The organism is Shewanella xiamenensis (assembly GCF_014647135.1).
GTDB classification, from domain to species: domain Bacteria; phylum Pseudomonadota; class Gammaproteobacteria; order Enterobacterales; family Shewanellaceae; genus Shewanella; species Shewanella xiamenensis.
In genome coordinates, this window is sequence record NZ_BMOP01000003.1 from 236576 (window position 1) to 258548 (window position 21973).

Here is a 21973-nt window from a genome sequence, read left to right on the forward strand (position 1 = left end):
CGCTTTAGACAAGGCGAAGGCTTGAAGGCATAGTGGTGCTCTGTCGAAAGCCTTAAACGCAGTATAAAGCGCGTTGCCATGCAGTGAACATCAGCCGCCCTTCGGGAGCCTCACAGGCATCCCACTCCGGTGTTGCATTGACTTAAAAGGGAATGACCATTTCTGCGTCAATGCGCCTTGGATTGAAATGCCTGTGAGGCTCTGAACTGATTAGATATTTAATGTGATTGGTATTAGCCTCAAGTAAGGACTCAATTTTAGCGCATAAAAAAACGGAGCCATTAGGCTCCGTTCTCTCATAATCCAGATAGATTACTTAACGAAATCAACGCCTAGTTTGATATCGCCTTTCAGCGTATCTAACATAGAATCACGGGCGTTAGCTTCGAATGCGCTCACTTCACCGTAAGGCAGTACTTTTTCGATACCGTTTTTGCCTAACAGCACTGGTTGAGCGAAGAATTCAGCGTGCTCGCTGCCGCCGTCAACGTAAGCACATTCAACGATGTTAGCTTCGCCTTGCAGACCACGAACCAGAGACATACCGAAACGGCATGCCGCTTGACCCATAGACAGCGTCGCGCTGCCGCCACCGGCTTTAGCTTCAACCACTTCAGTACCCGCGTTTTGGATACGTTTAGTTAAAGAAGCCACTTCTTCATCAGAGAAAGTCACGCCTTCAACTTGAGACAGTAATGGCAGAATAGTCACGCCACTGTGGCCGCCGATCACGTTGATTTTAACGTCAGCAACGTTTAAGCCTTTTAATTCAGCGATGAAAGTCTCAGAACGGATAACGTCCAGAGTGGTCACGCCGAATAAACGGTTCTTATCGTAAACACCTGCTTTTTTCAGCACTTCAGCAGCAATAGCAACTGTAGTGTTTACTGGGTTAGTGATAATACCCACGAGCGCTTTAGGGCAAGTCACAGCCACTTTCTCGATCAGGTTGCGAACGATACCTGCGTTGATATTGAACAGATCTGAACGATCCATACCAGGCTTACGTGCAACACCAGCAGAGATAAGCACAACGTCAGCACCCACGAGGGCAGGCGTTGGATCTTCACCAGCAAAACCTTTGATTTCAACCGCAGTTGGGATATGGCTCAAGTCAACCGCAACACCCGGAGTTACCGGTGCGATATCGTATAGAGACAGTTGAGAACCCGCAGGTAATTGAGTTTTTAACAGTAGGGCAAGAGCCTGGCCGATACCACCAGCAGCACCAAGTACAGCAACTTTCATAGTTATCTCCGTTATTTCTCGGATATTGTGACATGGATCTATTTTGCGTTGGCGTCACATTACTGGAATGTCACGCTAATTTCAATTATCCCTTAGTCGTTGATTCAAAGATTTACTAAAACAGCGCGTTGCAATGTTGAATATTTACTCTAGTTCAACAAATACATTTATAAATGTATTAGCACAAAGTGAGTTAATTGCATTTTTATTCAGTCATTATGGTTATTTGTTGACAGTTTAACCAAAACTATTCAGAATAAGCCTGTTTTTTTGAATAAAGAATAAGACTATGCAAACGACCAAGAATCAGGATGACCTTGTTAGAATTTTTAAGGCGATTTTAAAAGAGGAGCGCTTTGGCTCCCAGAGTGAAATCGTCACCGCCTTGCAAGCAGAAGGCTTTACTAATATAAACCAATCTAAAGTGTCTCGTATGCTCAGCAAGTTCGGTGCCGTGCGCACTCGCAACGCTAAGCAGGAGATGGTTTATTGCTTACCTGCCGAATTAGGCGTGCCCACTGCGGGCAGCCCGTTAAAGAATTTAGTACTCGATGTTGACCATAACCAAGCGATGATTGTTGTCCGCACTAGCCCAGGCGCCGCACAATTAATTGCTCGTTTGTTAGACTCCATCGGTAAACCTGAAGGGATTTTGGGAACCATTGCGGGTGACGATACGATCTTTATTTGTCCATCTAGCATTCAAGATATCGCCGATACCTTGGAAACCATCAAATCTTTATTCAACTACGCAGAATAAAAAAACAGGTCAGCTTGCTGACCTGTTCTATTTCCACTGTATGCTTTTCAGTCCAGCATTAGCCTAATTTCAGGGCTTGTGTCCCGCTTACGTTACAGTATTTAGCCGAATCTCCTCAGCTTTAGTAAGCCACACTGATCCTTTGATTGGGATGCACCGCTTTTTCTGCTTCATCGAGCATGGCTTTGGCGTAATCACTCACCGAAATCCGGCTGCGGCCATTTGCATCGGTAAAGAAGCTATCGCCACCTAAACGGTAAGAGCCTTCGCTTGCACCAGGGTAGATCTCTGCCGCTGGGCTGACAAAAGTCCAGTTAACAGTGGTGTTGGCGGCGCGAAATGCCTTTAATGCTTCACCTTGAGCCAGAGCTTCATCCTTATAGGCAGACGGGAAATCTGGGCTTGAAACCAAGGTTACTCCCGGTGCCACTTCTAGACTACCTGCCCCACCGACCCACAATAAACGTGGCACTTTAGCCTGTGGCAATACGGCTAATAGATTATTAACTGTTTTCGCCACTAAGCCGTGATTCTGCTCGGCGCGGCCGCCCACTGAAGCAATTAACACATCCACGCCTGCAAAGGTTTCAGCGGTTAATGGCTGAGTCAGGTCAACACTACGCACTTCTGCCGCCGTTTCACCAAGCTTGCTTGGGTCACGCACTAAGGCAACGACGTCATGACCACGGCTTAAGGCTTCATTTAAAATGGTTCCGCCAATCCAACCTGATGCACCTAATACTGCAATTTTCATTTGATAAGTCTCACTGCTGATTTAAATTGAGACCAGTTTACTTGCGATACTTAGCGTGATAAATATCGATAAATGAGCAGGATTGTTTCAGATTGAGATACTAATGGGTGTAATTATATATGGATAAAATCGCCGCCATGCGTAGCTTTATCGAAGTGGCTAACTGTGGCAGCTTTACTAAGGCCGCAGAACACCTCGATCTCAGTCGTTTACAGGTTTCTCGCCATATTCAAGAAATTGAGCAGTGGCTCAGTTTACGCCTGCTACACCGCACCACCCGCAGCGTTAGCCTGACCTTACAGGGTGAAGAAGCCCTACAATATTGTCAGCGGGTGCTGAGTGAAGTCGCCGCAATGGAAAGCCGCGCCCATAGTCATAACACTGAATTAGTCGGCAGTATTCGTATTGCCACACCCGTCGGACTTGGGCAGCACAGTCTGTTTGATGTGGTCGATCGCTTTATAAAATTGCACTCTAAGGTCAATATTCAGCTGTTAATGTCGGACAGTTTTGCTCAATTAGTGGATGAGCGGGTGGACGTGGCACTGCGCTATACCGAGCAGCCCGATGAGAATTTGATTGCCCGTAAATTGATGAGCATAGATGCTGTGCTGTGCGCCGCGCCCAGTTACTTGGCTCAAGCCGAGCCGTTAACCGTCCCTAACGATCTGCTCAACCATAATTGCCTTATCCATAGCTCGCAGCAACATTGGCAGCTACTCAAGGAGCAACAGAGTGAGCTGATAAAACCTATGGGGAATCTGATGGCCAATGAAATGGGAGTGCTGGTCAGCGCCGCGTTGCGCGGGCATGGCATTGCCTACTTGCCCTGTGACTTAGCTAATCAATATCTGGCCAGCGGTCAACTGCAAGAAGTGCTCCCCGAATACACGGCACCAGGCCAAACCCTCTGGGCCGTGTACTTATCTCGCAGCTACCAACAAGCGCTAGTGCGCGCCTTTATCGATTTTACCGCTCAGCAATGGCGGCTCGATATCAATAAGTGGACAGCGGCGAGTTAAGCCCACAAACAAAAACGCACTGAGGCTTAAGGCTCAGTGCGTTTAGTCGCGATTTGCTAAGGGTTAATTATCGAATTGCATCAAAAAATCTAAGCTTGGGGCGAAAAACGACGAGCCAGTTAACGCACTGGTAAAGTGCATCAAGTGATCGTGATTACCCGCACCATCACCAAACACCATGCTATGGAGCATCTTCTCGAAGTGATCCGGTGTGCGGCAGGTTGAAATAAACATCAAACCTTGTTCTTTGAGCGAGCCGTAAGGCATGCTCTGGCGCAAAATCTCGATGGACTTGCCGTTTTCATCCTTGAGGTTTACCCGCTTGATATGGCTGGTTAATGGCTTATCTTCCGACTCGTATTCGATGTTGTCTTGCTTGGTACGACCGATAATATCTTCTTGCTTTTTAAGCGGTAATCTATGCCACTTACTCAAGTTGTGGGCGTACTTTTGTACGTGAATATAGCTGCCGCCCTTAAATTCAGGGTCTTCATCCCCAACCAAGGCGACCTCTTGGCGATGACGCCCTTTCGGGTTTTCGGTGCCATCGACAAAGCCCGTTAAGTCGCGACTATCCATAAATCTAAAGCCGCGCTCTTCTTCCACTAACTCGACTAAGTCTTCAAACATTTGGCTGATTTCGTTGGCGACTAAATGCAAAATGTCGTAACGATCGCAACGAAGATGCACAAACAGATCGTATTCGATCGCAGGCGCCTCGCGGTTACCCGCCTGCATCGCTGGGAAAGGCTTAAGCATTTCGGGGCGAGCATCGGGATAGAGACTGTCCCAATAGTTGGCGCCTATGGCCACAAAACCATTAAATGCACTATCGGAATACTGATCCGTCAACTCATAAATATACTGCGCAACGTTGGCAATACAGGGACGCAATTGCGATTCAACGTTATCGTTGTCGCTCGCATTAAACATCAAATAGACGCTATGTAAGTTTCCCTCTGCACACACACCTAACTGTTCACGCGGCATATTTTGAATATCCATCTGGTTATCACCCTGTTGTCGATTCATTTTCGGCAATATTATCCGCAACTTTACCTGAAAATGACATTAAGTAACGCACAGTTTGTCCGTCTTTGTGATGTAAAGGCCTTTTGAGGCTGAAATATAAAAATTGACGAGGCCATTACGCCTCGTCAATGTTGTCTATTCTGCATTCGCTTCAGTAGAGCAAAACGAGTGATGCGTTAATATCCTGCAGCATAACCATCCTTTCGGCTTTCGGATGCACCGCGGTAAACGCCAGTTTCAGCATTAAAGCCAATGGCTTGATAGCCACCGAAATCACCGAGAACATCGCGAAGCACATGGCCTTTCTTCATCAGCTCACGGCGAGTTTCGACGGGGAAGCCTGATTCAAGGCTCACATAGCCACCGTCATTCATTATCTCCCCCGTAGGCTCAGTCGAACCTGAGTGTAAAATTCTGGGGGCATCACCTGCTTCTTGCAAGTTCATTTTAAAATCAATCAGATTGATAATAATCTGCGCATGCATTTGCGGCTGTGTTGCACCGCCCATCACCCCAAAACTGAGCCAAGGTTTACCGTCTTTGGTCACAAAGGCGGGAATAATGGTATGGAAGGGCCGCTTACCCGGCGCATAGGTGTTAAATCGACCTTCGGTGAGATCGAACATCTGCCCGCGATCTTGCAGCACAAAGCCGAGATCCGGCGGCGTCATACCTGAGCCCATGCCGCGGTAGTTACTCTGGATCAGCGACACCATGTTGCCGTCTTTATCCGCGGTAGTGAGATACACAGTATCCCCATGTTGCAGCGCAGGATTGCCCGCATCGACACTCTTAGCCGCCTTGTTTAAATCAATTAACTTGGCGCGATCGTAATTATACTGCTGCGAGATCAACTCTTTTACAGGCACCTTGTTAAAGGCCATATCGGCATAAAATTTCGCGCGATCGGCAAAGGCGAGTTTTTTGGCCTCTACAAATAAGTGCAAATATTCGGGACTATTAAAGCCCATGGCGGCGACATCGAAGGGCTCCATGGTCTTTAAGATCTGTAGCGCGGCAATCCCCTGCCCATTGGGCGGCAACTCCCACACATCGTAACCACGGTAGTTGACCGATACGGGTTCAATCCAGTCACTGGTATGGCTGGCTAAGTCTTCATAACTTAAATAGCCACCTTGAGCCTTGATGTATTTATCAATACTTTTGGCAATGTCCCCCTTGTAAAAGGCATCGCGGCCGCCTTTAGCAATTTTCTCATAGGTGTTTGCCAGTGCAGGATTTTTGAAGATTTCCCCTACCGCAGGCATTTTGCCATTGGGCATATAGGTTTCTTTAAAACCGGGGAATTGAGCGAGTTTTTTACCGCTGCCCTCAAGGTAATAGGCAATCAACTCGGAGACAGGGAAACCTTCGCGGGCATAACGAATCGCTGGCGCTAAGTTATCGGCCATTGGTAACTTGCCGAACTTATCGTGCAGTTCGAACCATCCATCCACCGCACCAGGAACCGATACGGGTAGCGGCCCCAAAGGAGGCAAGTAGTCTAATCCGAGGGATTTTAGCTTCTCTAGCGTTAAGGATTTGGGGCTGCGACCGGAGGCATTAAGGCCATAAAGCTTTTTATCTTTAGCACTCCAGACGATGGCAAATAAATCACCACCAACACCCGAGCCAGTCGGCTCGACTAAGCCCAGCATGGCATTCGCTGCAATGGCTGCATCCACGGCGCTGCCGCCCTGTTTTAATACATCAATCGCGACCTGTGTCGCCAGCGGTTGACTGGTCGCCGCCATTCCGTGGGTGGCATACACTTCTGAGCGCGTCGCAAAGGCTTTACCCGTGATCCTATCCATGGCTAACACTCCCGATGACGACATTGCTGTCGCCACTGTGACTAAGGTACAAATTGATTTTATTGTTTTTATCATAATTCCTCCCACTCTGGAGGAATTAAGGTAACAAGGAAGGCTGAAAATATCAGCAATCTAGGTGTTTTTTACCCAAGTTAAACGTAAGCAAAAATGTCATGCTTTCTGCTGAGACACTGGCATATCGAGTGCGGTCTAGGCATTAAGACTCAAATAGCACTAGGGAATGTGGCTCAGTATTTAAGCCCACTCGCTGACCAACATTGAACTGCATAATTTGGCTACGCACTTCGACGTAATGGGCGTGGGATGCCGCCTCGACTTTTACCCAATAATGGCAAAATGCGCCGAGGAAGCGCCGCTCGGTAATTGTCCCTACGCCCGCATCATCGGCACTGAGCGCCAATTGCTGTGGCCGCAAAAACACTTGGCCATTAAATGCATTAGACTTTGACAAGGGCGTGAGGCTGCGCAGCTCACCAATGGGAGTGACAACACGGTGGCCATCAACAACCTCGGCGGGTAAATAGTTGCCACTTCCCAGAAAATCAGCCACATAGCGGCTATTTGGTGCGGCATATAAGTCTTCCGCTCGGCCATGTTGTACTATCACACCTTGATTAAAAATGGCCAAGGTATCGGCAAACACAAAGGCCTCATCTTTGCTATGGGTAACAAAAACCGCACTAACATTACGCTGCTTTAGAATGCTGCGGATCTCCGCCATCATGCTGTGGCGCACCTGTGCATCGATATTCGAAAAAGGCTCGTCGAGTAACAGTAATTGCGGCTCATAGGCTAATGCGCGGGCAATCGACACCCGCTGCTGCTGACCACCTGACAACTCATGGGGATAACGCTTGGCTAAGCCTTCAAGTTTTACCAGGGCGAGCATGTCATCTAACCGTGCCTTGCGCTGCGCTGGCGTTAATTTTGCCACACCAAAGAGAATATTCTCGGCGACGGTCAAATGGGGGAACAAAGCATAGTCTTGGAAAATCATCCCTATGCCCCGTTGCTCACTCGGCACAAATTGCACTGCGCCGCTTACAATCTTGCCATTAATTTGAATTTCACCTTGGCTGATGGCCTGCAAGCCTGCCACCGCCCTGAGCAAGGTGGTTTTGCCACAACCGCTTGGGCCGAGCAGCGCAAGAATTTCCCCCTGTGCCAGCGTCAAATCTAAGCCTTTGAGTATCTGTTGGCCCTGATAATCACTATGGACTTGATGAAGATTGAGCGTACTGGTCATCGGCTATCTTGCTCCAAAGAACGGTTTAAATAAATCAGCGGGACCAAGCCCACGAGCACAATCACAATGGCAGGCAAGGCGCCATGTTCAAGCTTTTCGTCAGAGACAAACTGGAAGACATAGGTCGCGAGATTCTCAAAACCTATGGGACGCAGCAACAATGCCGCCGGTAATTCTTTCATGCTTTCGATAAACACCAGCAGCGCCCCGGCAAATAACCCCTTAGTGAGCAGCGGCAGATGCACTCTTTGTAGCAGTCGTCTTGGGCTTTGCCCAAGAGTTAGACTGACCATATCCAGTGAAGGCGAGATGCGTTTATAGCTAGTCTCAACACTGCCAATCGCAATGGCCACAAAGCGCACACAAAAAGCAAAAACCAGCGCAACCGTACTGCCAGTGAGCAAGAGCCCAGGGCCTGCCATGCCCAACCAATCGGCGACGTCGTTAATCGCAAAGTCGAGCAGGGTTAATGGCACCAAGACACCAATGGCAAGTACCGTTCCGGGTAAAGCATAGCCAGTTGAAGCCAAGCGCGATGGCAATGCATCACTCGTCCTTGGGCTCACACGGCGAATAAACATCAATATCAATGCAATCGCGCAGCACACTAGGCTAGTAATGAGCGCGAGGCTCAAGCTATTCACGCTCAATTGCCAGAAAATCGAATCCCAGCTCTGCTCAAAATAACCGATAGCGTAGGAGAGTAAAATTCCGCTTGGCAGCACAAAGGCCAGCAGTAACAAGGTGATGCAATAACCGAGGGCAAACAGGGTTTGCATTGGTGAGAGCCGATATAAATCGCTCGCTTGAATGCGGGACTGTTTTTGGAATAACTGCTGCTTACGGCGGGCAAAACGCTCAACGCCAATCAAGCTAAACACCACCAGCAGGATAATGGCCGAGAGCTTTGCCGCGGCGGTTAAATTGCCATAGCCCAACCAAGTGTCATATACGGCTGTCGTTAAGGTTGGCACGGCAAAGTAGTTAACTGTGGCAAAATCCGCTGCGGTTTCCATCGCCACTAATGCCACACCCATGGCCAAGGCGGGCCTTGCCATTGGCAAAGATAAACGCCAAAAACTCTGCCAAGGCGAGCAGCCCATGATCCTTGATGCATGCGCCAAACTTAAGGATTGCTCCATAAACGCGGTACGCGCTAACAGATAAATATAGGGAAATAACACCAGCGATAACACACACGCTGCACCACCTAAGGTGCGAATATCAGGGAAAAAGTAATCCTGCGGTGAGCTCCAACCAAAGAGCGCGCGCAAACTCCTTTGTACTGGGCCGGCGTAATCAAATAAATCCGTATACACGTAGGCAACAATGTAGGCTGGCATGGCCAAGGGCAATAACAAAGCCCATTGCAAATACCGTCTACCGACAAATTCACAGCGCGCCATTAACCAAGCGCAGGGCAACGCCAGCAACAGTGAGCCAATACTCACCCACAGAATCAACCATAAGCTATTAGTGATGTATGTCGGTAATACAGTAGAAAGTAGATGACCAAAAACGGCCTCATCGGGCTGAGCCGCTTGAAGAAGTAACGCAACGAGGGGTAACACCAGTAGCACAGCTATGGCATAACCAGTAAGCGACCAGCTTCTGGCTAATCCTAAAATCATGTGGCTCCTTTAAACAAGTGCGCCAATTAATGGCGCACTTATCGATTTAACTGCCTAACTAGAGGTCAAACTGCACTTCATCTAACAATTTCACCGCCGCTTGGTGGTATTCCGCCAGCTTGAAAATCGGCAACTTATCAGATTTAAACTCGCCCCAAGAGGCCACTAAGGTTGAAGGTGCAACATCGGCTTTTACTGGATATTCCATATTCACTTCGGCATAGGCTTTTTGCGCCACATCGCCAGAGAGGAATTCCATCAACTTGATAGCATTGTCTTTATTCGGCGCGTGGCGAGTGAGCACCATACCTGAAACGTTGACATGGGCACCGCGGTCAGCCTGATTCGGGAAATTAATCACCACGGCTTCAGCCCAGCTCTTTTGCTCCGGATCTTGCAGCATATTGCCATAGTAGTAGCTGTTACCAATCGCGATATCACATAGGCCTTCTTTTACCGCTTGAACCTGTCCGCGATCGTTACCTTGAGGCTTGCGGGCTAAGTTAGTTTTCACGCCCTGTAGCCACGTTTTCGTGTCCGCCTCACCGTGATGAGCAATCATCGAAGCCACCAAGGCGATGTTGTAAGGATGCTTACCGCTGCGAGTACAAATCTTACCTTTGTATTTAGGATCGGCGAGTTCTTCATAACTAATCGCTTGTGGGCCTAAGCGATCTTTTGCCGTATAGAGGTTTCGAACACGCATCGTCAAGGCATACCATTGCCCATCCGGATCGCGGTATTGCGCAGGAATATTGCTATTGAGCTGCTCACTTTTCACGGGAGAAGTCAGATCTTTTTCGACTAATTCGACCAAACGAGAAAAATCTGAAGTTAACACTAAATCGGCGGGCGATAAGCGACCTTCACGGGCAATACGTTCGGCAATCCCGTCTTTGGCAAACACCACATTCACGCCAATGCCTGTTTCTTCAGTAAAGCGCTTCAAGATGGGCTCAATCAAAAACGCTTGACGATAGGAATAAACCGTTAATTTTTCATCCGCATGTGCAGACTGTGCAACCGATATCAACCCAATTAAAGCGGCACAAGTTACCCATTTCATTCGCGATTTCTCCTCAAAATGATGACGTCAAACGTGAGTCGTTCTTAGATTAAAAATGATAATAGTTATCAGTTTCGCAAGAGTAATTGATCGACTTAAGGAGAGCAATAGTTAGTATAACTTTTTGTTTTTAATGAAATTAAGATATAAAAAGGCGAATTATCTCAAACCAAACTAAACTGAATCTTAATTTTTAAAAATAGTTGGGAGGTATTATGTTTAGCATGCTACTACTCTTCATTACTATTCTTGGACTAGCGATATTTATGACCTACCAAAATAGTCAAAAGCAGCACAAGTCGTTTGCCAAAACCACGAGTTTGGCAAAACGAGCAAAGCACGGAACGACGATATTGAATGCCTTCCACTGCGTGAGTATTGAAAATGAAGCTAATTGCTGCAAACAGGTCGATGCAATTAAAGGAAAACGCTTCCTGTCAAAAGAAGCGCCTGAAATTCCAATGAAAGGCTGCACCCAAAGCCAATGTCAGTGCCACTATAAACACTATGACGATAGGCGCCAAGCTGGTAACGATCGCCGAGTTGACTACGGCATGACTAAAGAGCTCTTCGGCGCATTTGGTGAACATAATCGCCGAGATAAGCCTAAAGGCCGGCGCTTAACCGACCATTGACAATATTTATTGTGGGCGAGTATCTACAAACGCAGGTAAATCACGCATTTCGCTAAACCAGATCGCAGTCGCTGGAGCAACTTTACGCCAATCGAGTTCAGGGTGTCTGAAATCCACATAATCCAACAAACAGATTAACGCTAACTGTGGCGCTTGTATGGTTGCTTGAGTAATCACGCTCTGATGCTCCATCTGCATCAACCCACGCAGCAGAGCCTGCTCAAAACGTGATGTCCAAAAAGCTGATCTCACCCCCTCATCTTCACGCATTTGCTCTTGGCGCAACTTCACCGCGCTATCAATTAATCCCTTGATCATCGAGTACTGGCACTGCAATACCCAGTTATAAGGTTGACCGCCAAACATTTCCTGTGAACCTAATTCTGCGTCCAGATAACGCATAATCACTTCGCTATCGAAAATAGGCACGCCATCATTCGTGATCAGACAGGGAATTTGACCTAACGGATTAACATCAAGCAACTGTGCCGTATTTTCCATTGGATTAACGAGGACTTCTTCAATATCTTTAATCCCTAAATAACGGATTAAGCTACGAACACAGCGAGCATAGGGTGACGCAAGGGAGCAGAGCAACTTCATCAAAAAATCCTTCTAAACGATAACTATAAAGCAACGAATACTTTGGTAACGGATGCTAAACACTCGCATTATTACCAATATTTTTCTACGGTAATTTGCCCAGGAGCACGGCGTAAATTTTTCGAGAGCCCCTTATCAAGCAATGCCGCTTGGGCGCCGCTAATCATCCCAGGATTACCGCAAATCATCACCTGGGAATCCGCCGCACTTAAGGTTAATCCGACTTTCCGCTCGATTTCACCCGAGACTAAGCCATCGGGGATACGACATTGCAATGCGTCATCAAGCTTTTCACGGGTCACAGTTAAACACAGGATAAACTGATCTGGATATTGCATCGAATAAGCCTTTAGTTTATCGAGGTAGGCTAAATCTTTAGCTTCGCGCACACCATAGACAAGCACAATTTTCTCAAAACGCTGCCAAGGTTCGGCGGTATCCAGCATGGATAAGAATGGCCCGATGGCCGTACCTGTGGCTAAAAACCATAAATGCCGACCTTGTAATTCTCCCTTTGGGATCTCATCTAAGGTCATAAAACCCGTTGCCGTTGGAGTGATTTCTATTTCATCACCGATGGTAAGATTCTGTAATTGTGGGGATAACTGGCCATCCTCTACAGCAACAGCCAAAATCTCGGCATAGGGTTTATCGGGAGAATTAACAAGGGAATAAGCTCTAGCGATACGCTTATCATCTTGCAGTTGACTGAGTTTAATAAATTGACCGGGAATAAAGGGAGCTAACTCGGCCGCTATCCGCAGTGAAAATAACTTGTCGTTCCAATCAATACGTTCAATAACGCGTCCCCTAGTCCACATAACTCGCCCTCAAGCAAAACGTTAAATAGGCTCCTAGCATAGACGGTTATTCACACAACAAAAACCCCTTATTGTAAGGGGCTTAAGAGTTAAGATATGCAAGGTTAAATTAAGTGTTAGTCGCTTGAGTCTCATTTGATTTTTTATTAAAACTGTCTCTAAAGGCCTGTAATCCTTCTTGAACGAGCCCATAGGTTTTATCCACACCATCGGCAATATCGCCCTGCAGCACTTTAAGACCAGATAAAATATCCCTCGCCTCTTTAAAGCCATTATCGATAGCGCCACCAATGATGGTCATAAAGCTGTCGAGCTGTTCGTCAAAACTCATATTCGAATTTTGCTGCTGATGAACACTAAAAAATTGCGTCGCGAAACTCACAATACGATCGGCAGTGGCCTCGGGGGACGTATCGACACCGTTATCATAGGCGGTTTGAATTGCGTTCTCGCCCATAGAAGGAGCTAACTCTTTGTTTATCGCTTCGATTGCTGCGCGATAAAGCAAGGTCATAGATTGATCACCCGACTTTAGGCTTACATCTTCCTGCGCCGATAGAATTGCTTGATTCATTAACTGCTTACTAGTTTGCTGCGCCGTCTGTTTAGAGGTGGCATCCACATTTTTCGTCTTATCACTATTTGCCGCGTTTTCAGCATATTTACTGTGGGTCGAAGAAGTGCTCTGTACCTGTGCAGGGTTATTGATTTCCATGATGCTAGTCCACTCAACTTGGGGAGACTTAATTATCGACCAAAATTTGAGCAACTTTAGCAATTTTATAAATTGCAGTACCATTCATACTTAATGCAATGATACAAATAGAGAATAGGTTTGTTTGTTCAATACCATCCTAACCCCCTCTTAATACTCGCCCATAAAATAAGGATATAAGGCATGGCAATCGCCCAATATTTACATGGTTTTTTGCGGCATAATCGAAGAATCGGTTTCAATTCAGGAACGCTAATACAATCATTACTGATAAGTCTGCTATTCTTCGCCAGCATTGGACTTAGTCCGATCAATCAAGCTATTGCCGATAATCGATTAATCATTCTCGTAAGACATGCAGAAAAAGCTGATGAGCCCGCAGGCGATCCTCCCCTTTCAGCCAGTGGCAATATACGTGCTCAGGCGCTTATCAGCGCCTTAAAACGTACCCCCATTTCGCAGCTGATTGCGACTCAATATCAAAGGACTCAGCAAACCTTATTACCGATTTCAACGGAGCGGCATTTACCGATTACTGTGCTCGAGGCAAAAAAACCTCTCGAAACCCATATCCAACATATTGTTGAACAAGTACATGCGGTTAAAGGTAACAGCTTAATTGCAGGGCACTCCAACACCGTGCCACTTATCATCAAGGCTCTCGGTGGCCCTGAAATTACCAACATCAGTGAAGATGATTACAGCCAGTTGTTTTTACTTTCCATTAATGATGGACAACCTGCCAGCTTGATCTCCACCCGCTACGGCAATGAATAGAGGATAACAAGATGCACGAATTGAATTGGTTTATGTGGGGACTAGATCTCTTATCTGGGCTGTTTTTAATCATTATCGGTTTTGGCGCTCTAGCCATTGTCTACATGTACTTTGCTGACAAATTGCAAACCAAACAGGCAGTACGCCATAACTATCCTGTGATTGGTCGTTTTAGATATTTATTTGAGAAACAAGGTGAATTTTTCAGACAATACTTTTTTGCCCAGGACAGGGAAGAACTCCCCTTTAACCGCGCAGAACGAAGCTGGGTATATAGAGCGGCTAAAAATGTCGATAGAACGATAGCATTTGGCTCGACCCGGCCCTTGGACACGACAGGTACGATTATGTTTATGAATACCGCCTTTCCGACCCAAGATGAGGACATTACACCCATTCATCCGCTAACTATTGGCGCCGATTGCCGCGAACCTTACACCACTAATACCATTTGCCACATCTCTGCCATGAGCTTTGGCGCTCTGTCCCGCCCCGCTATCACCGCCTTATCCCACGGTGCGGCGCAGGCAGGTTGTTGGTTAAATACAGGTGAAGGCGGTTTAAGCCCTTATCATTTAAAGGGCGGCTGTGATTTAGTCTTTCAAATCGGCACCGCCAAATATGGCGTTCGTAACGAGCACGGCCATTTAGACGAAAACAAACTCAAAACAATTGCAGCGCACCCTCAAGTCAAAATGTTTGAAATCAAAATGAGTCAAGGTGCAAAACCCGGTAAAGGTGGCATCCTACCTGGCGTAAAAGTGACAGAGGAAATCGCCCATATTCGCGGTATTCCACAGGGACAAGATTCCATCAGTCCCAACGGTCATATCGAGTTTAAAAATGTTGGCGATATTCTGGATATGATTGCCAGAGTGCGCGAAGTAACGGGTAAACCCACAGGAATAAAAGCCGTACTCGGCGACGTAACATGGCTTGAAGATTTTTGCGATGAAATTGAACGTCGTGGAGAAGCATATGCTCCAGACTTTTTCACCTTAGATAGCGCCGATGGTGGAACAGGTGCCGCGCCGCAACCTTTAATGGATTGTGTTGGCCTACCGCTAAAAGAAAGTCTACCTATTTTGGTTAATGTATTGATTCAACGTGGACTGCGTAAACGTATCAAAGTGATCGCCTCTGGTAAACTCATCGTCCCTTCACGGGTCGCTTGGGCGCTCGCCTTAGGCACTGACTTTATCGCCTCAGCCCGTGGGAATATGTTCGCCTTAGGCTGTATTCAAGCATTGCAATGCAACAAGGATACTTGTCCCACTGGAATTACCACACACAATAAAAAACTTCAGCAAGGACTTGATCCGAAAGATAAATCTAACCGAGTTGCCAATTATAACCATAATCTACACCACGACTTGGCGCTAATAGCCCATGCATGTGGGGTAACAGAACCAAGACAGCTCAAACCTTCCCATGTACGGATTGTACTTGAAAGTGGCTTGTCGGTTTCACTGGATAAATATTATTCCCATATCAATCAATAATTAATAAATTTCCAGTGCATAACATACGACTTTCATCTAAAGTTAATTCAGCAATAACTAATTTGAATGTGTATCACAAAAGGAGTAAAATCCGTGATACACGCATTGAATTAAACCATTTCATATTTATTGTTAAGGAAACACTGTGAAATCTAGCTTTGTAAGCCAAATGTCTGACAGCAAAACTGCCAGCACAAGCTGTAAGAGCTGCAATCGCTTAACAGAGATCGAAGGCGAGCTGTTGTGTTTTCGTGAAGGTCAAGTCATTCGTCTGAAACGAATTGACGACTCGACCAATAAATTCAATCTGCTGTGTGAAGGTTGGAAGGCTGGAAAACCCAAGGGGATATAATTTTATATATCCTATTATTCTGCTTAACAAACACCATGAATATCAGCGTTATATTCATTCGTTCCACGAATAATCCCAGCCAGTCCCATATCTAGATTCAGTTTGGCCAGCGTTAACCGTCTTGTTGTCACTTTCAGACCTGCATTGAGCTCAGCATGAATTCGTTGTAGCGAATCATAATCTACACCGCGCTTTTGAAGCGTTGCCATAATCGCAAACCAGTCTGTGCTGACTTTCTCTTCTCTGCCTTCAATATTGACTCTTAATGCCATATTTTCCATGCCAAGCACCTCTTATGATTATTTGCTTGGATTCGAGTATAGAGAGCCTTAGCTGAATAAAAACTGAATTGTCGCAACGCTATTAGACTTACAGCAAACGCTTTTGATAATTACACCAAGAGCTGTTGTTGTTCATTTTGTATCCGCCACAACTTAGCGTAAAGGCCGTCCTGGGCTAATAATGCTGTATGATGTCCCTGCTCAACAATTTCGCCTTTGCTTAAAACAACAATCTGATCAGCATCAACAATCGTCGATAATCGATGTGCAACCACTAAGCTGGTGTGTCCTTTGGCCACCTCGCGAAGGGCCGTTAAAATAGCCTGCTCGGAGCGACTATCGAGGGATGAAGTCGCCTCATCAAATACTAACACTGGCGATCCTTTTAAGATCGCGCGAGCAATCGCAACTCGTTGTTTCTCGCCACCTGAAAGTTTTAATCCCCGCTCACCCACTTTGGTATCCCAACCCTGTGAAAGTGAAGCAATAAAATCTTCTAAATGAGCGAGTTTAATAGCATCGCGCACTTCGTCATCACTCGCATCAGGGCGACCATAACGAATGTTCTCAACTAAAGAATCATTAAATAACACTGTATCTTGTGGCACTATCGCAATCGCTCTGCGAAGCGCATCTTGTGTTAACTGGCGAATGTCGTGTCCATCAATCAAAATACGTCCTTGCTCTACATCGTAAAAGCGGAACAATAGTTTGATTAATGTGGATTTTCCCGCACCGCTATCCCCAACCACAGCGACCTTTTTACCCGCTGCAACCTTAAAACTAACATTACGCAGTATGGGTCTGTCATCATAGTTAAAACTGACCTGCTCAAAACTGAGCTCGCCACGGGAAGGGTGAAAATCTAATGCATCGGGTTTATCTATAATACTAGGGTGTTTATCCAGCAAACTGAACATCCGCTCGATATTGGCTAAAGCGCCACGGATTTCACGGTAGACAAATCCCAAGAAGTTTAGCGGCATAAAAAGCTGCATCATAAAAGCATTGATCAACACAAAGTCACCTATGGTCATTTCATTGTTGGTCACTTTATAAGCCGCTAACACCATCATCGCCGTCATCGCTAAGGCAATAATCAGCGCCTGCCCGCCGTTGAGGGCAAAAAGCGATAAACGATTCTTACGCTTAGCGACTTCCCATTGTTCTAGGGCCTGATCGTATCTATCCGATTCATATTTCTCGTTATTAAAATACTTCACGGTTTCATAATTCAGCAGGCTGTCGATAGCGCGGGTATTCGAGAGGGAGTCGGCCTTGGCGGCATCGCGCACATATTCGGTACGCCACTCGGTAGCAATGACCGAAAACCAAATGTAGGCCATCACGGAGGTAAAAGTGATCGCAGCAAAGGCAAGTCCATAATTAAAAAAGAAAATGCCAATGACCATGGCAATTTCTAACAGCGTCGGCACTATGTTAAACACCATAAAACGCATCAAAAAGCTCACGCCACTGGTGCCACGTTCAATGTCTCGCGATAAACCGCCCGTGCGTCGCTCTAGGTGAAAATCCAAATCGAGTCGATGTAGGTGATCAAACACCGCAAGGCCTAAACGCCGAATAGCCCGCTCAGTTACGCGACCAAACAAGGTATCGCGGATTTCCCCCGTAATGGCGGTTAACAGTCGTACTGCGCCATAGGCCAATACTAAGCCGATAGGCACACTCAAGGCCTGCGCTGTTTTATTAACATCTAAAGTATCGACTATATCTTTGAGAATAAACGGCAAACCGACACTAGCAAGCTTAGCAACAATAAGGCAAGACATAGCCAATGCCACCCGCCCCTTATATTCAAGCAAATAGGGCCAGAGCAATTTAATCACATGCCAATTGAGCTTATCGATGGGACCTTCAAAGTACAGTGTTGGACGCATATATCTAAACCTTTGCCTAAGTCGGTCAATTGTAACAGCATGGCGAATAATAAAGTGAATCAAAGGATAAAGTTTTAATAAAATCAATCAGATTTTTCTGACAGACAAACCACTTATCACTTGGCACAATTACCACTTATACCAGCTGCCGGTACTGAAGTAATGAGACGTCTTTAATTAGATATCCGCATAGAAGTGCCTCGATATAAAAATGTCACACTAACGACTTACCCTAGGAGAAATCACTAAGGGCTTATTAACGATAAGAAATGCCATAGTTGCAAGGTTTTATCCGAATAATGAACGCTAAAATAGGCTGCGATAACATGGATTGGAGTGTTGATTATTTTGTCGGTTTTACCCAAAATGCCCCATGGACTTAAGTTCACTAGCAGCAGGATTTGCAAACCTCTGGCCGCAGCAGCGAGCGAAGCAATATGCTCTGTACTCGTTTTGCGATAACACTAAGATAACTCAAATAAATCAAGATCGAAGGATGCTTTATGTTGGATTCAGCCAAAGTTCAATACCCGCCGTTACCACTGATCCAAACTTGGGTGTGGATGATGATCGAGTCAGGGAATCCAGAAATTCAGGACAAAGGCCGAAATAACCTGATTGCCGCTTTTGGTAGCTTAGCCAAAGCGAACGAATATTTAGCCGAAATGAGCAAAAAATAATAAAAATAAAGGCGCTGGGATAGCGCCTTTGTTTTTGATCTTTATGCGTATTAATCGCGTTGACGACGCTCAGTTACACTCTGATTTAACACCGCTAACAAACGTTCCGTATCTTCCCAGCCAATACAAGCATCGGTGACACTCTGACCATAACATAAGGCTTGACCTTCGATCAGATCTTGGCGTCCCTCGACTAAGTGACTTTCAACCATCACACCGAAAATTGCCTTATTACCCGCCGCTATTTGCTCAGCAACCTCGTTCGCAACCTGCATTTGACGTTGATATTGTTTACTGCTGTTGGCGTGGCTAAAGTCGATCATGATATTGTCGACTAGCTTAGCCTTTTTCAACTGCTCGCTGATTTGCGCCACATGGCCTGCGCTATAATTTGGCTCACGGCCGCCACGCAAAATGATATGACAATCAGGATTACCTTTGGTCGACACAATCGCCGAATGGCCAAATTTAGTTACCGATAAAAAGTGGTGCGGCGCATTCGCGGCGCCAATGGCATCAATCGCCACCTTAATCGTGCCGTCGGTACCATTTTTAAAGCCTACTGGACAAGATAACCCCGAGGCCAACTCACGATGTACTTGTGATTCCGTAGTGCGTGCACCAATAGCGCCCCAACACATCATATCCGCCACATACTGCGGGGTAATCATATCGAGAAACTCACCCGCGGTCGGCATGCCAGAGTCATTCAAATCGACTAAAAGTTTACGCGCAGTACGCAAACCATCGTTCAGTTTGAAGCTGTTATCCATATAAGGATCGTTGATGAGCCCCTTCCAACCCACTGTGGTACGCGGTTTTTCAAAATACACACGCATCACCACTTCGAGCTGATCTTGATAACGTTCTCTTAGCGCAACCAGTCGCTGGCCATATTCCAATGCGGCTTTAGGATCATGAATAGAGCAAGGGCCAATAACGACTAATAAACGATCATCTTGACGAGCGAGAATGTTATGGATGCTTTGGCGGGCGTTAAACACAGTTGCAGCAGCGTTTTCGGAAGCAGGAAATCGTTCAAGAATCGCAATCGGTGGAAGTAACTCTTTGACTTCATTAATGCGAACGTCATCATTTTGGTAATACATAATTTACTGCTCCAACTCTCGTGTTTAGGCTATTTTTATCGCTGCAATAGGGATCTCGACTGCAATACTGAATTCAATTTATCCAGTCTGCGCCGCTAATGCAACCAAGTTGTCTCCATTTCAAAAAATCAGCTATAACATCTTGTTTTAACATATTTTTAAAAAATACAAATCCAAATATTTCAATGTGATATGCAAACTAAAGCCAAGTAAGTGTTGGGGTTGGAAGCAAGCGGTGATGAAAGCGGAAATAAAAAACCTCCTTTATCAGGTATTAAGCACAAACAAAGGAGGTTGAGTTAAGAATTTAGTGTTGCTGCATGGCCTGTAACTTGGCCTGATAACGATGCTTATCTGTGGCTTCGTGGCTAAGTGCCACCGCCTTTTCCATATTCTGTTTAGCGCGTTTTTCATCACCCAGCGCCCAATAGGTGCGTGACAGACCAAAGAAAAACTCATGGCGATAATCGGCCTTATCGACCGCCCTTTGATACCAAGCGAGCGCCTCACGGTATTGATGCTCATCGTAGGCCTGCTCGCCCATATCATAGTAGTAATAAGGGTTACGAATGCGCGCTAATTCAAGCACTTTATGGATCTGTGCCCACTCATCTAAACGCCCCTGTTCACCTAAGATCACCGCTAAGTTATAGAGGGTCGTCATATCGCTAGCATCAAACTTAAGGGCGTAGCGATAAACTTGCTCTGCACGTTGCTCATCGCCCTTGTGGCGATAAATCACGGCTAAGGTGTTGAGTGCAGGGATAAAGTGTCCAGATTTTAAACCCGCTTTAATCAGCGCATAGGCGCGGTCTAAATCGCCTTCGACTAAAGATTCGGCGGCCATATTGTTGTAAAACATAGTCGTTAAGGTCTGGCGATTGATTTGCACTTTGTTGTAGCCTCGCAGGGCGCGCTCGGGCATAAAGTCAACCAAAATGGCATGGGTCGACACATAAACCGCATGCACGCTTGAAGTGGGTAGCAAGCGCAGATTGACATGGCCATTGATCAGATAAAACTCGCCCTGTTTGTCCCAAACGGGTTCAATCGCAATATCCTGAAACTCAGTGCCAATCTTAAAAATATCCGCTAGCGCCGATGTCATGACCACCAACGACATACAATTCCCCGCACGCTGGGCGTAGGTTTCGCTGGCGGTTTGAGTCAGATTATCTTGATAGTGAAAGTCGCTGTGGCCACCATCTTGGTTAGCATTGATATAACTGGCTAACCATTCGTGCACCGCAAGGGGATTTTTCGTCGAGAAGCTATAGCGATCGTAGGCACGCCGGACATCGGCTACCACAGAGGGCGGAAGACTAAAAATATCCTCGACGCTAGGAATATTATTAACCGGTGTAAACAACGAATCGGCAAACAGGGCATCTATCTCATTATCACTAGGTTTGGGAGCTGTCGAGCTGCAACCCAATAATAGTAAAAGTAATAATGAGTAGAATATACCGCTAGAGATGGTGCGCAGTTGTATCATGATACGTCCCCCAGACCATAAGGCTCCTATTTGAGCTTATTACACTTGGCCAAAAAGACGTCATTAAATGGTTACAAAAAATAACGACCTGTCGCATAGGATTGCGGCAGTTTGAGAGTTAACGCTGCGCCGGAGGGTCAACCTTGATATACACATCCTGCTGCTGATAACGGTAAGGACGATAGTTATCTTGGCCACAGCGAAAGTAACGGTATGGCTGCATCTGCACGATACACCCAAGGGGCAAGGCTTGCAGAATTTGAATTTGCTCCTGTCTTCTCAAAGACTCCTGCCATTCATAATCTTTCAGGACTTGGTCGCGAACAGCAAAAGCATCGAAAGGCTTATCCGAGCGAGTCACCACAACTTGCCCCGCAAAAGTGGGCAAGGCTAAGAGAGCACTCAGCATACTCCCGAGCAAACAGGTACGTCTAAGTGGTGCGGTGAGATCCGAGATTAAGCGCATCGTTAGCTCCTTGTTGCGGTGCAAGTAGAATCGAAGACCCAT

Annotated in this window: 22 protein-coding genes; 7 read left to right on the forward strand and 15 right to left on the reverse strand. The window is 46.3% G+C overall.

What is annotated here, in order from left to right; translation table 11 throughout:
• Nucleotides 1-312 precede the first annotated feature (312 nt).
• Nucleotides 313-1248, reverse strand: a complete 936-nt coding sequence (mdh, locus tag IEY09_RS04235; protein ID WP_037414331.1) for a malate dehydrogenase — start codon at nt 1246-1248, stop codon at nt 313-315.
• 289 nt (nt 1249-1537) lie between these two features.
• On the opposite strand from mdh, the gene argR reads away from it, so the two are divergent.
• Nucleotides 1538-2008: a transcriptional regulator ArgR gene (gene argR / locus IEY09_RS04240; protein WP_011071072.1), complete on the forward strand. Its 471-nt coding sequence runs from the start codon at nt 1538-1540 to the stop codon at nt 2006-2008.
• 121 nt (nt 2009-2129) lie between these two features.
• On the opposite strand, the gene IEY09_RS04245 is transcribed toward argR, so the two are convergent.
• Nucleotides 2130-2762 carry an NAD(P)-dependent oxidoreductase gene (locus tag IEY09_RS04245; RefSeq protein WP_188869981.1) on the reverse strand — a complete coding sequence of 211 codons (633 nt, stop codon included), beginning with the start codon at nt 2760-2762 and terminating at the stop codon, nt 2130-2132.
• Between the two features lie 119 nt (nt 2763-2881).
• Here IEY09_RS04245 and IEY09_RS04250 point away from each other — a divergent pair, with 119 nt between their 5' ends.
• The gene (locus IEY09_RS04250; protein ID WP_099457007.1) at nt 2882-3784 is read left to right on the forward strand and encodes a LysR family transcriptional regulator; all 903 of its coding nucleotides are present in this window, start codon (nt 2882-2884) and stop codon (nt 3782-3784) included.
• 63 nt (nt 3785-3847) lie between these two features.
• Here IEY09_RS04250 and IEY09_RS04255 read toward each other — a convergent pair whose 3' ends face one another.
• The 5 genes from IEY09_RS04255 to IEY09_RS04275 all read right to left on the reverse strand — a co-directional run bounded on the left by IEY09_RS04255 (nt 3848) and on the right by IEY09_RS04275 (nt 10594).
• A complete protein-coding gene (locus IEY09_RS04255; protein WP_037414323.1) occupies nt 3848-4789 on the reverse strand; it encodes a Dyp-type peroxidase in 942 nt (313 codons plus the stop codon).
• A 203-nt stretch (nt 4790-4992) separates the two neighbouring features.
• The gene (ggt, locus tag IEY09_RS04260; RefSeq protein WP_188869983.1) at nt 4993-6705 is read right to left on the reverse strand and encodes a gamma-glutamyltransferase; all 1713 of its coding nucleotides are present in this window, start codon (nt 6703-6705) and stop codon (nt 4993-4995) included.
• A 142-nt stretch (nt 6706-6847) separates the two neighbouring features.
• Nucleotides 6848-7897 carry an ABC transporter ATP-binding protein gene (locus IEY09_RS04265; protein ID WP_188869985.1) on the reverse strand — a complete coding sequence of 350 codons (1050 nt, stop codon included), beginning with the start codon at nt 7895-7897 and terminating at the stop codon, nt 6848-6850.
• Nucleotides 7894-9528, reverse strand: a complete 1635-nt coding sequence (locus IEY09_RS04270) for an ABC transporter permease (RefSeq protein WP_188869987.1) — start codon at nt 9526-9528, stop codon at nt 7894-7896. Before IEY09_RS04270 ends, IEY09_RS04265 begins: the two co-directional genes overlap by 4 nt.
• Before the next feature lie 58 nt (nt 9529-9586).
• A complete protein-coding gene (locus IEY09_RS04275) occupies nt 9587-10594 on the reverse strand; it encodes a Fe(3+) ABC transporter substrate-binding protein (protein ID WP_037414315.1) in 1008 nt (335 codons plus the stop codon).
• Between the two features lie 215 nt (nt 10595-10809).
• Between IEY09_RS04275 and IEY09_RS04280 the strand changes: the two genes are divergently transcribed.
• Nucleotides 10810-11229 (forward strand): hypothetical protein, encoded by a 420-nt coding sequence (locus IEY09_RS04280; RefSeq protein ID WP_047538809.1) that lies wholly within the window; start codon nt 10810-10812, stop codon nt 11227-11229.
• Between the two features lie 6 nt (nt 11230-11235).
• On the opposite strand, the gene IEY09_RS04285 is transcribed toward IEY09_RS04280, so the two are convergent.
• The 3 genes from IEY09_RS04285 to IEY09_RS04295 all read right to left on the reverse strand — a co-directional run bounded on the left by IEY09_RS04285 (nt 11236) and on the right by IEY09_RS04295 (nt 13368).
• The gene (locus IEY09_RS04285) at nt 11236-11832 is read right to left on the reverse strand and encodes a glutathione S-transferase N-terminal domain-containing protein (RefSeq protein ID WP_037414311.1); all 597 of its coding nucleotides are present in this window, start codon (nt 11830-11832) and stop codon (nt 11236-11238) included.
• A 71-nt stretch (nt 11833-11903) separates the two neighbouring features.
• Nucleotides 11904-12653 carry a ferredoxin--NADP reductase gene (locus tag IEY09_RS04290; RefSeq protein WP_144345375.1) on the reverse strand — a complete coding sequence of 250 codons (750 nt, stop codon included), beginning with the start codon at nt 12651-12653 and terminating at the stop codon, nt 11904-11906.
• A 109-nt stretch (nt 12654-12762) separates the two neighbouring features.
• Nucleotides 12763-13368, reverse strand: a complete 606-nt coding sequence (locus IEY09_RS04295; RefSeq protein WP_037414307.1) for a DUF5610 domain-containing protein — start codon at nt 13366-13368, stop codon at nt 12763-12765.
• Nucleotides 13369-13551: 183 nt separating this feature from the next.
• Between IEY09_RS04295 and IEY09_RS04300 the strand changes: the two genes are divergently transcribed.
• The 3 genes from IEY09_RS04300 (at nt 13552) to IEY09_RS04310 (ending at nt 15999) form a co-directional block, all read left to right on the forward strand.
• Nucleotides 13552-14145, forward strand: coding sequence for a histidine phosphatase family protein (locus IEY09_RS04300; protein WP_069453575.1), 594 nt, complete (start codon nt 13552-13554; stop codon nt 14143-14145).
• An 11-nt stretch (nt 14146-14156) separates the two neighbouring features.
• Entirely contained in the window at nt 14157-15647 is a 1491-nt protein-coding gene (locus IEY09_RS04305; RefSeq protein WP_188869989.1) for an FMN-binding glutamate synthase family protein, read from the forward strand.
• A 145-nt stretch (nt 15648-15792) separates the two neighbouring features.
• Entirely contained in the window at nt 15793-15999 is a 207-nt protein-coding gene (locus IEY09_RS04310) for a hypothetical protein (protein WP_037414301.1), read from the forward strand.
• A gap of 23 nt (nt 16000-16022) precedes the next feature.
• Here the strand turns inward: IEY09_RS04310 and IEY09_RS04315 are convergent, their stop codons facing one another.
• Complete coding sequence (locus IEY09_RS04315; RefSeq protein WP_037414299.1) at nt 16023-16280, reverse strand: hypothetical protein; 258 nt, start codon at nt 16278-16280, stop codon at nt 16023-16025.
• Between the two features lie 110 nt (nt 16281-16390).
• Entirely contained in the window at nt 16391-18181 is a 1791-nt protein-coding gene (locus IEY09_RS04320) for an ABCB family ABC transporter ATP-binding protein/permease (RefSeq protein WP_047538821.1), read from the reverse strand.
• A 503-nt stretch (nt 18182-18684) separates the two neighbouring features.
• Here IEY09_RS04320 and IEY09_RS04325 point away from each other — a divergent pair.
• Nucleotides 18685-18861, forward strand: coding sequence for a hypothetical protein (locus IEY09_RS04325; protein ID WP_011624090.1), 177 nt, complete (start codon nt 18685-18687; stop codon nt 18859-18861).
• Between the two features lie 50 nt (nt 18862-18911).
• On the opposite strand, the gene aroG is transcribed toward IEY09_RS04325, so the two are convergent.
• The 3 genes from aroG to IEY09_RS04340 all read right to left on the reverse strand — a co-directional run bounded on the left by aroG (nt 18912) and on the right by IEY09_RS04340 (nt 21931).
• Nucleotides 18912-19970, reverse strand: a complete 1059-nt coding sequence (aroG, locus tag IEY09_RS04330; protein ID WP_144376345.1) for a 3-deoxy-7-phosphoheptulonate synthase AroG — start codon at nt 19968-19970, stop codon at nt 18912-18914.
• A 307-nt stretch (nt 19971-20277) separates the two neighbouring features.
• Complete coding sequence (locus IEY09_RS04335) at nt 20278-21465, reverse strand: tetratricopeptide repeat protein (protein WP_188869991.1); 1188 nt, start codon at nt 21463-21465, stop codon at nt 20278-20280.
• A 118-nt stretch (nt 21466-21583) separates the two neighbouring features.
• The gene (locus IEY09_RS04340; RefSeq protein ID WP_169548396.1) at nt 21584-21931 is read right to left on the reverse strand and encodes a hypothetical protein; all 348 of its coding nucleotides are present in this window, start codon (nt 21929-21931) and stop codon (nt 21584-21586) included.
• Between the last annotated feature and the right edge of the window lie 42 nt (nt 21932-21973).

Bases quoted from the DNA above. Each gene is read 5' to 3' on its own strand.
- mdh (WP_037414331.1), bottom strand. From the start codon at position 1,248: ATGAAAGTTGCTGTACTTGGTGCTGCTGGTGGTATCGGCCAGGCTCTT.
- argR (WP_011071072.1), top strand. From the start codon at position 1,538: ATGCAAACGACCAAGAATCAGGATGACCTTGTTAGAATTTTTAAGGCG.
- IEY09_RS04245 (WP_188869981.1), bottom strand. From the start codon at position 2,762: ATGAAAATTGCAGTATTAGGTGCATCAGGTTGGATTGGCGGAACCATT.
- IEY09_RS04250 (WP_099457007.1), top strand. From the start codon at position 2,882: ATGGATAAAATCGCCGCCATGCGTAGCTTTATCGAAGTGGCTAACTGT.
- IEY09_RS04255 (WP_037414323.1), bottom strand. From the start codon at position 4,789: ATGGATATTCAAAATATGCCGCGTGAACAGTTAGGTGTGTGTGCAGAG.
- ggt (WP_188869983.1), bottom strand. From the start codon at position 6,705: ATGATAAAAACAATAAAATCAATTTGTACCTTAGTCACAGTGGCGACA.
- IEY09_RS04265 (WP_188869985.1), bottom strand. From the start codon at position 7,897: ATGACCAGTACGCTCAATCTTCATCAAGTCCATAGTGATTATCAGGGC.
- IEY09_RS04270 (WP_188869987.1), bottom strand. From the start codon at position 9,528: ATGATTTTAGGATTAGCCAGAAGCTGGTCGCTTACTGGTTATGCCATA.
- IEY09_RS04275 (WP_037414315.1), bottom strand. From the start codon at position 10,594: ATGAAATGGGTAACTTGTGCCGCTTTAATTGGGTTGATATCGGTTGCA.
- IEY09_RS04280 (WP_047538809.1), top strand. From the start codon at position 10,810: ATGTTTAGCATGCTACTACTCTTCATTACTATTCTTGGACTAGCGATA.
- IEY09_RS04285 (WP_037414311.1), bottom strand. From the start codon at position 11,832: ATGAAGTTGCTCTGCTCCCTTGCGTCACCCTATGCTCGCTGTGTTCGT.
- IEY09_RS04290 (WP_144345375.1), bottom strand. From the start codon at position 12,653: ATGTGGACTAGGGGACGCGTTATTGAACGTATTGATTGGAACGACAAG.
- IEY09_RS04295 (WP_037414307.1), bottom strand. From the start codon at position 13,368: ATGGAAATCAATAACCCTGCACAGGTACAGAGCACTTCTTCGACCCAC.
- IEY09_RS04300 (WP_069453575.1), top strand. From the start codon at position 13,552: ATGGCAATCGCCCAATATTTACATGGTTTTTTGCGGCATAATCGAAGA.
- IEY09_RS04305 (WP_188869989.1), top strand. From the start codon at position 14,157: ATGCACGAATTGAATTGGTTTATGTGGGGACTAGATCTCTTATCTGGG.
- IEY09_RS04315 (WP_037414299.1), bottom strand. From the start codon at position 16,280: ATGGAAAATATGGCATTAAGAGTCAATATTGAAGGCAGAGAAGAGAAA.
- IEY09_RS04320 (WP_047538821.1), bottom strand. From the start codon at position 18,181: ATGCGTCCAACACTGTACTTTGAAGGTCCCATCGATAAGCTCAATTGG.
- IEY09_RS04325 (WP_011624090.1), top strand. From the start codon at position 18,685: ATGTTGGATTCAGCCAAAGTTCAATACCCGCCGTTACCACTGATCCAA.
- aroG (WP_144376345.1), bottom strand. From the start codon at position 19,970: ATGTATTACCAAAATGATGACGTTCGCATTAATGAAGTCAAAGAGTTA.
- IEY09_RS04335 (WP_188869991.1), bottom strand. From the start codon at position 21,465: ATGATACAACTGCGCACCATCTCTAGCGGTATATTCTACTCATTATTA.
- IEY09_RS04340 (WP_169548396.1), bottom strand. From the start codon at position 21,931: ATGCGCTTAATCTCGGATCTCACCGCACCACTTAGACGTACCTGTTTG.